The 6,144-nt window shown below is 62.7% G+C and carries 7 protein-coding genes; 3 read left to right on the top strand and 4 right to left on the bottom strand.

What is annotated here, in order from left to right:
* The 3 genes from Q7T26_00615 to tsaB form a co-directional block, all read left to right on the top strand.
* On the top strand, positions 1 to 635 hold a 635-nt coding region (locus tag Q7T26_00615), incomplete at its 5' end, for an AIR synthase-related protein (GenBank protein ID MDO8530663.1).
* The gene (tsaE, locus tag Q7T26_00610; GenBank protein MDO8530662.1) at positions 614 to 1,120 is read left to right on the top strand and encodes a tRNA (adenosine(37)-N6)-threonylcarbamoyltransferase complex ATPase subunit type 1 TsaE; all 507 of its coding nucleotides are present in this window, start codon (positions 614 to 616) and stop codon (positions 1,118 to 1,120) included. The genes Q7T26_00615 and tsaE, both read left to right, overlap by 22 nt.
* The gene (tsaB, locus tag Q7T26_00605) at positions 1,117 to 1,800 is read left to right on the top strand and encodes a tRNA (adenosine(37)-N6)-threonylcarbamoyltransferase complex dimerization subunit type 1 TsaB (GenBank protein ID MDO8530661.1); all 684 of its coding nucleotides are present in this window, start codon (positions 1,117 to 1,119) and stop codon (positions 1,798 to 1,800) included. The genes tsaE and tsaB overlap by 4 nt, the downstream gene beginning before the upstream one ends.
* Positions 1,801 to 1,884: 84 nt before the next feature.
* Here the strand turns inward: tsaB and Q7T26_00600 are convergent, their stop codons facing one another.
* The 4 genes from Q7T26_00600 to Q7T26_00585 all read right to left on the bottom strand — a co-directional run bounded on the left by Q7T26_00600 (position 1,885) and on the right by Q7T26_00585 (position 5,762).
* Positions 1,885 to 2,901, bottom strand: coding sequence for a VWA domain-containing protein (locus tag Q7T26_00600; GenBank protein MDO8530660.1), 1,017 nt, complete (start codon positions 2,899 to 2,901; stop codon positions 1,885 to 1,887).
* A 29-nt stretch (positions 2,902 to 2,930) separates the two neighbouring features.
* Entirely contained in the window at positions 2,931 to 3,869 is a 939-nt protein-coding gene (locus tag Q7T26_00595) for a DUF58 domain-containing protein (protein MDO8530659.1), read from the bottom strand.
* Positions 3,856 to 4,872 (bottom strand): AAA family ATPase, encoded by a 1,017-nt coding sequence (locus Q7T26_00590; protein MDO8530658.1) that lies wholly within the window; start codon positions 4,870 to 4,872, stop codon positions 3,856 to 3,858. Before Q7T26_00590 ends, Q7T26_00595 begins: the two co-directional genes overlap by 14 nt.
* 83 nt (positions 4,873 to 4,955) lie before the next feature.
* Entirely contained in the window at positions 4,956 to 5,762 is an 807-nt protein-coding gene (locus Q7T26_00585) for a trypsin-like peptidase domain-containing protein (protein MDO8530657.1), read from the bottom strand.
* Positions 5,763 to 6,144: the final 382 nt, after the last annotated feature.

Genomic DNA, 6,144 nt, shown 5'->3' with positions numbered 1-6,144 from the left:
ACATCGTCGCCTCGCCGGTGTTTTTTGTCAGCATCGCGCTCGTGGGGGCCGCGCCCCAGCCGCAGGGACAGCCCGTCCGGTTGCTGACGCGCTCGGCGGCCGCCGTCGGTGACGCGATTGCCGTGACGGGCTACGTGGGGTCGTCCGCAGGCGGCATGCGCCTCCTGCACGGCGGTGTATCGGCCCCCGCCACAATGTCCCTCGACGCCGTGCGGTACCTGACCGGCGCGCACCTGCGGCCCCAGCCGCGCGTCGCGGAGGGTCAGGCGCTCCTGCAATGTGGTGTGCGCGCCGCTATTGACGTGTCCGACGGGCTGGTGGGCGACCTCCGGCACATCTGCGAGATGAGTCACGTGGCCGCGCGTCTGCGGACGGACCAGGCGCCGGTGCACCCCGCGCTGGCGCAGCTCTTTGGAACCGACGCCATGGCGCTCGCCCTGTCCGGCGGCGAGGACTACGAGCTGCTGTTCACGGCCCCTCTGTATGTGGTGGAGCGCGTCAGGCGGACGCTCTCCTGCCCGGTCACGGTCATCGGCGAAGTTGTCGCGGGAGTCCCCGGCATGGTGACTCTGCTGGACGCGGGCGGGAACGTGGTGGCCATAGACAGGCCGGGATGGGACCATTTCAGACCATGACATCCGTGCTGGACATAACAACGGACAGCCCGCAGGAAACGCAGGAGATTGGCAAAAGCCTGGGGTCTCTGCTGCGCGGCGGAGAGGTCATCTACCTGGTGGGCGGCCTCGGCGCGGGCAAGACATGCCTGACGCAGGGCATCGCGTGGGGCGTGGGTGTCCAGGAGTTCGTCCGCAGCCCCACGTTTGTGCTGGTGAACCAGTACCGGGGACGCCTGACGCTCTATCATGTGGACCTCTATCGGCTGGAGTCCGCCGCCGAAGTGCTGGACCTCGGTCTGGAGGAGGTATTCGCTGGTTGGGGCGTGTCCGTGGTGGAGTGGGCCGACCGCGCGCCGACCGAGCTTGCTCTCGAGCACCTGCGCATTGAGCTGACAACCCTGGGGCCGGAGCGCCGCCGACTGCGCCTTGTGCCTGTGGGCGCGGGCTATGAGACCCTGGCAAACGACTTGCGTGATATTCTGGCGAAGGCATCACGCGTATGATGACGCTGGCTATTGATACGTCCACCCGTCAGTCCGCCGTGGCCCTCTACGCTGATGGCGCGGTCCGTGGCGAACTGGCGTGGGTGTCCGAGCAGGGCCATACGCGGGAGCTGCTGCCCGCCATTGAGGCGCTGCTCCGCCATGTCCACGCGTCGCTGGACGACGTTGACGGGCTGGCGGTGGCCCTGGGGCCGGGCGGCTTCACCGCCCTGCGGGTGGGCCTGAGCGTAGCCAAGGGCCTGGCCTTCGCCCGCGGGCTGCCGCTGGTGGGCGTGGGGACGCTGGAGGTGGCCGCGTACCCCTTCGGCGCCACGGGTCTGCCCATCTGGGCGATGGTGGACGCGGGCCGCGGCGAGATAGCCGTGGCGCGCTTCCGGCGGGTTGATGGCGCGTGGCGCAGGGAGGAGCCAGAGCACCTGACCACCCTGGACAGCCTGTGCGCTCGCGTGGAGGAGCCGTCGCTGTTCTGCGGTGAACTTACTCCGGCGGTGGAGGCCGCGTTGCGCGAGCGCCTGGGGAAGCTGGCGCTGGTACCGCCCCCGGCGGCGCGTCGTCGGAGCGCGGGTGTGCTGGCGGAGCTGGGCGCGGAGCGGCTGGCCCGCGGCGAGCGCGACAATGCGGATGCCCTTCAGCCGTTGTACCTGCGGCGACCGTCCATCACTGCGCCGAGGAAGCCGTAGGCGCCTCACCCACTGGCCCCCTCTGAGGGGACGGAGGGGCCCGGGGACGCGTGGGCCGGATTATACGACGCGCCGGCGTTCAATCTATGGCAGCCGATTGAACCACAGCAGCGAAAGAGTTCCGGCTGTGAGCAAAAGCACAGTCGCGAGGCCGGTAAACCCGGCCGTAAGCTCGGTCTGCTCCGCTTTGAAGACCAGGCGCGCGCTCAAGTTTTCGTAGATGTTGCGCAAGTCGGTCTGGGTATCTGCTCTGAAATACTGGGCGCTGGTCGCCGCCGCAATGCGCTTGAGAGTGTCCTCGTCCAGTGCCACGCGGACCGAACGGCCCTCGAACCTTAGAATAATGCCTGCGGGGTCACCCACACCCACGGTGTAAACGCGGACGCCGCGATTCGCGGCCTGGTCAACGACATCCAGCGGGCGAGGCCCCACGTTGCTCTGTCCATCGGTCATCAGAACGATAACTGCCTGGGTGTAGCTGCCGGGCGGCACCGGCGCTATTACGGGAGTCGGCTCCGGGAGTCGAAGTGGATCGCTCGGGGGGGGCGTTGGTCGTGCGCCGGGCTCTTCGAAAAGAGCATCCAGTGACGTGAGGATGCCACGTCCGATCGCGGTGCCCCTCTGCGGCGTGAGGCGGCTGATTGCCGCAAACACCGCCTGGCGATCCGTCGTCGGCGCCTGGACAATCGCCGCGCTGTCGCTGAATGAGACGACGCCTATGCGAACATTCGGTGCTTGCTTGTTCACAAACGTTCGCGCCGCGGCTTTCGCCGCTTCAAGCCGACTCGGTTTGAGATCGTCCGCCCGCATGCTTCCCGAGACATCGAGCGTCAATATGATCGTGCTCTGCTGTGATGGCAGCACGATGGTTGCGACCGGACGCGCGAGCGCAACGATCATGACCGCCACACCAATGATGAACAGCATCGGTGGAATGTGCCGACGCACACCCGGTCCGCGTCCGAGCGCCTCTTTGACGAGCGAAAGGCTCGCGTATCTCAGCGCATATTTCTGCCGCCGCCGCTGTACGAGGACGTAGACGGCAATGAGGACAGGCACAAGCAGCAGCAGCCATAACAGGCCAGTCCAAAGGAACGACATACCTTACTCCAGTTGCGCACTCAGCCTGTCTATGTGCCTTGCGCGGGTGACAAACCACGAGCGTTCGAAGCAGCGAAAGACGCTGGCGCCTTTTTCCGCTGTTTGCGTGACGTGGCGAGTCTCACGATTTCTTTCACCAGATCGGCTTCAGTGGAAAGCACTGCCATATCAACACCGGCTCGGCTAAATGCGACCTTCAGTTTATACTCGCGTCGCCGGGCGGCTTCTATGAATCGTGTTCGGAATCGTTTGTCGTGTGTGTCAATATAGAGTTGTTCGCCACTCTCGGCGTCCTCCAGGACAACGGCTCCCATATCGGGGAATTCGACCTCGCGCGGATCGTACAAGCGAATCGCCATGACCTCGTGCCGCCGCGCCAGCATGCCGAGCGGCTTCTCCCAACCCGGCGCGCTGATGAAATCGGAGATGATGAAAACCAGCGACCGCCGTCGCATCATGCCAAGCGCGGACGCGAGCAGTGGCGTCAGGTCTGTCGGCGGCGCATGTTTCAGGTGCGGTTGTGCGAGCAGAGCGCTGATAAGACGCAGGACCTGGTACTTGCCGCTTCGCGCGGGAATCACACTCTCGGCCTCGCCATTGTACAGAATCGCGCCCACGCGATTGCCGTGACGCGTGAGCAAACGCGACAACACGGTGACAAAATCAATCAGCACGTTGCGTTTTAGTGTCTGCACCGTACCGAAATCCACCGACGGACTCAGGTCCAGCAGGAACCATGCGGTCACGTCACGGTCTTCCATGTACTGGCGGACATACGGCGTGTGCATCCGCGCGGTGACGTTCCAATCTATGTAACGAACATCGTCAGTCAACTGATACTCGCGCAAATCAGCCAGATCAAGCCCGACACCGCGGAACAACGTTCGATAGTCGCCTTGCAGGAGACCGTCAAGGCGGCGGACCGCGGTCCACTCGAGGCGTTGCAGGATTCTTTCAGGGTTTTGCATTGATTTCAACATGGGTCTGCAAGGGCTGCGCGGGAACTGGAACAAGTTCCAGTATCCGCCGCACGATCATATCGCTGGTGACGCCGTCGGACAGAGCCTCGTACGACAGGACGAGACGATGCCGCATGACGTCGAGCGCAAGGTCGGTGACATCTTCCGGAACCACGTAGCTGCGTCTGCGCACAAACGCGAGGGATCGCGCGCCCACAATCAGGTTGATGGATGCGCGCGGGCTGCCGCCGTACATGATGTACCGCGCGATATCACGGTCACCGAACGTCTTCGAATCGCGGGTCGCGGCGGTCAGGCGCACCGCGTACCGGATCAGCGATGGATCAACATACACGTTTTGGGCCTCGCGTCGGAGGCCAATCAGTTGCTGCGCGGTCACGACCGCTTTCACCAACGCGAGTGTGCCCGTCATACGCTCGACAATGACGAACTCATCGGGTTCGCTTGGATAGTCCACAAGCACCTTCATCATGAAGCGGTCCACCTGCGCCTCAGGCAGGGGGTACGTCCCCTCGGTCTCGATTGGGTTCTGTGTCGCCATCACGAGAAACGGTTCGGGCACTTTGTACGTCTCGCCCCCGATGGTGACCTGGCGTTCCTGCATCACTTCTAGAAGCGCGCTTTGCACTTTGGCGGGCGCGCGATTGATTTCATCGGCGAGCAAGAGATTGGTGAAGACGGGGCCAAGCGACGTGCTGAATTCGCCGGTCCTCTGGTTGTAGATGCGCGTGCCAACAAGGTCGGCGGGAACGAGGTCAGGTGTGAACTGGATACGCTTGAAAGTGCAGTGGACCGCTTCCGCCAGCGTTTTTATGGTCAATGTTTTCGCGAGGCCCGGCACGCCTTCAACGAGCAAATGACCTTGCGACAGAATCGCGACGAGCACGCGCTCAAGCAGATGGTCCTGCCCGACTATCACCTTCTTGACTTCGTACAGGACTTGCTCCATCAATGGAGCTTCTTCGTGTTTCGGACGCGTCTCTTCAGTCATTCGCTCTCCCCTGTTTGTTAGGGATTACAGATTGCGGGCGTCAGGCGACAATTGGCGGCGATCTTCACGTCGCAGCCCGGGCATCAATACCACGGGGACCCTGCCGCGGCGGCAGCGGTCTCAATTCGCACCGCAAAACCAATGCCAATGAAAACGTCCTGTTCGGTTGGGTTCACCAGGGCTGTCACGATACCGACGACGTCGCCGTTTCGATTGACCAGCGGCCCTCCGGAGTTCCCGGGGTTGACCGCCGCGTCAAACTGAATCAGGTTGCTCAACGTGTCGCCGGTCTTCGGTGATCTGAACGTCCGACCCAGGCCGGAAACAACTCCCGCTGAAAGCGAGTGATTGATTCCGAACGGGTTTCCCACCGCCACGATCTCATCGCCGACATTCAGCGCAGCGGAGTTCCCCAGTGTTGCCGCCACAAGGTCGTCAGGGATCTCATTCACGCGCAGCACGGCGAGATCGTTATCCGGCTGTGTCCCGATGACCGATGCCAGGGATTCGGTGCCATCCGCAAAGACGACCTGAACTTCCACGGCGTCCTTCACAATGTGCAGATTGGTCAGGATAATTCCCCTCTCGTCAATGACGACGCCGGTGCCAAGCCCTCTTTCGGTCTTCCCCCCGGCTTTTGAAACCAGCCCGGTCACGCGTACAACTGACGGGTGGATAATGTCGTAGACCTGAGATTGGTACGAGGGCGTGGGCGTCGCCGATGCCAGCGCACGCTGGACGGCGGCGTTGATGTCGCGCTGCGTCAGAAGCTGCGGCGGTGGTCGGGTCGTGTCATACAGGAGCATCGCCGCAAGCGCGATGAGGATGCCTGCGCCGAGCAGAAAAACGTTGGAGAGTCGAGCGTAGAACGACCTGATGCGCTGTGGCACGATTTTCAGCCGGGAGGGTGGTGGTTTTGTCTCCGGCTGCGGTTGGGGACGAGGAGGTGGAAACGGCCTATTCTGTTTCATGGCGTTAGACTCCATCGCGGAGCGTTTTACGAATGCCGCACAGTGTCCACTGTACAGTTAGCGCAGATAGTACGCCGAGTCTCTGCGAGAATCACCAATTATAGCAGCTTCTGGATGCGCTATCAATAGAACCCCGTCCTGTCAAGGCTTGTGGAATAGGGGTAGTGTATCAGTTAGGTCGTCGTCATTCCGGCGAAAGCCGGAATCCATCAGAGCGTCTCCCCCACGCACGTCTCTGGACACCGGCCTTCGCCGGTGTGACGGGTAGAGTCCCATTCCCTACCACGGCAAACTGATACAC

This window comes from Dehalococcoidia bacterium, assembly GCA_030648205.1.
Taxonomy (GTDB): domain Bacteria; phylum Chloroflexota; class Dehalococcoidia; order JAUSIH01; family JAUSIH01; genus JAUSIH01.
This window is presented reverse-complemented; position numbering and strand designations above follow the sequence as displayed.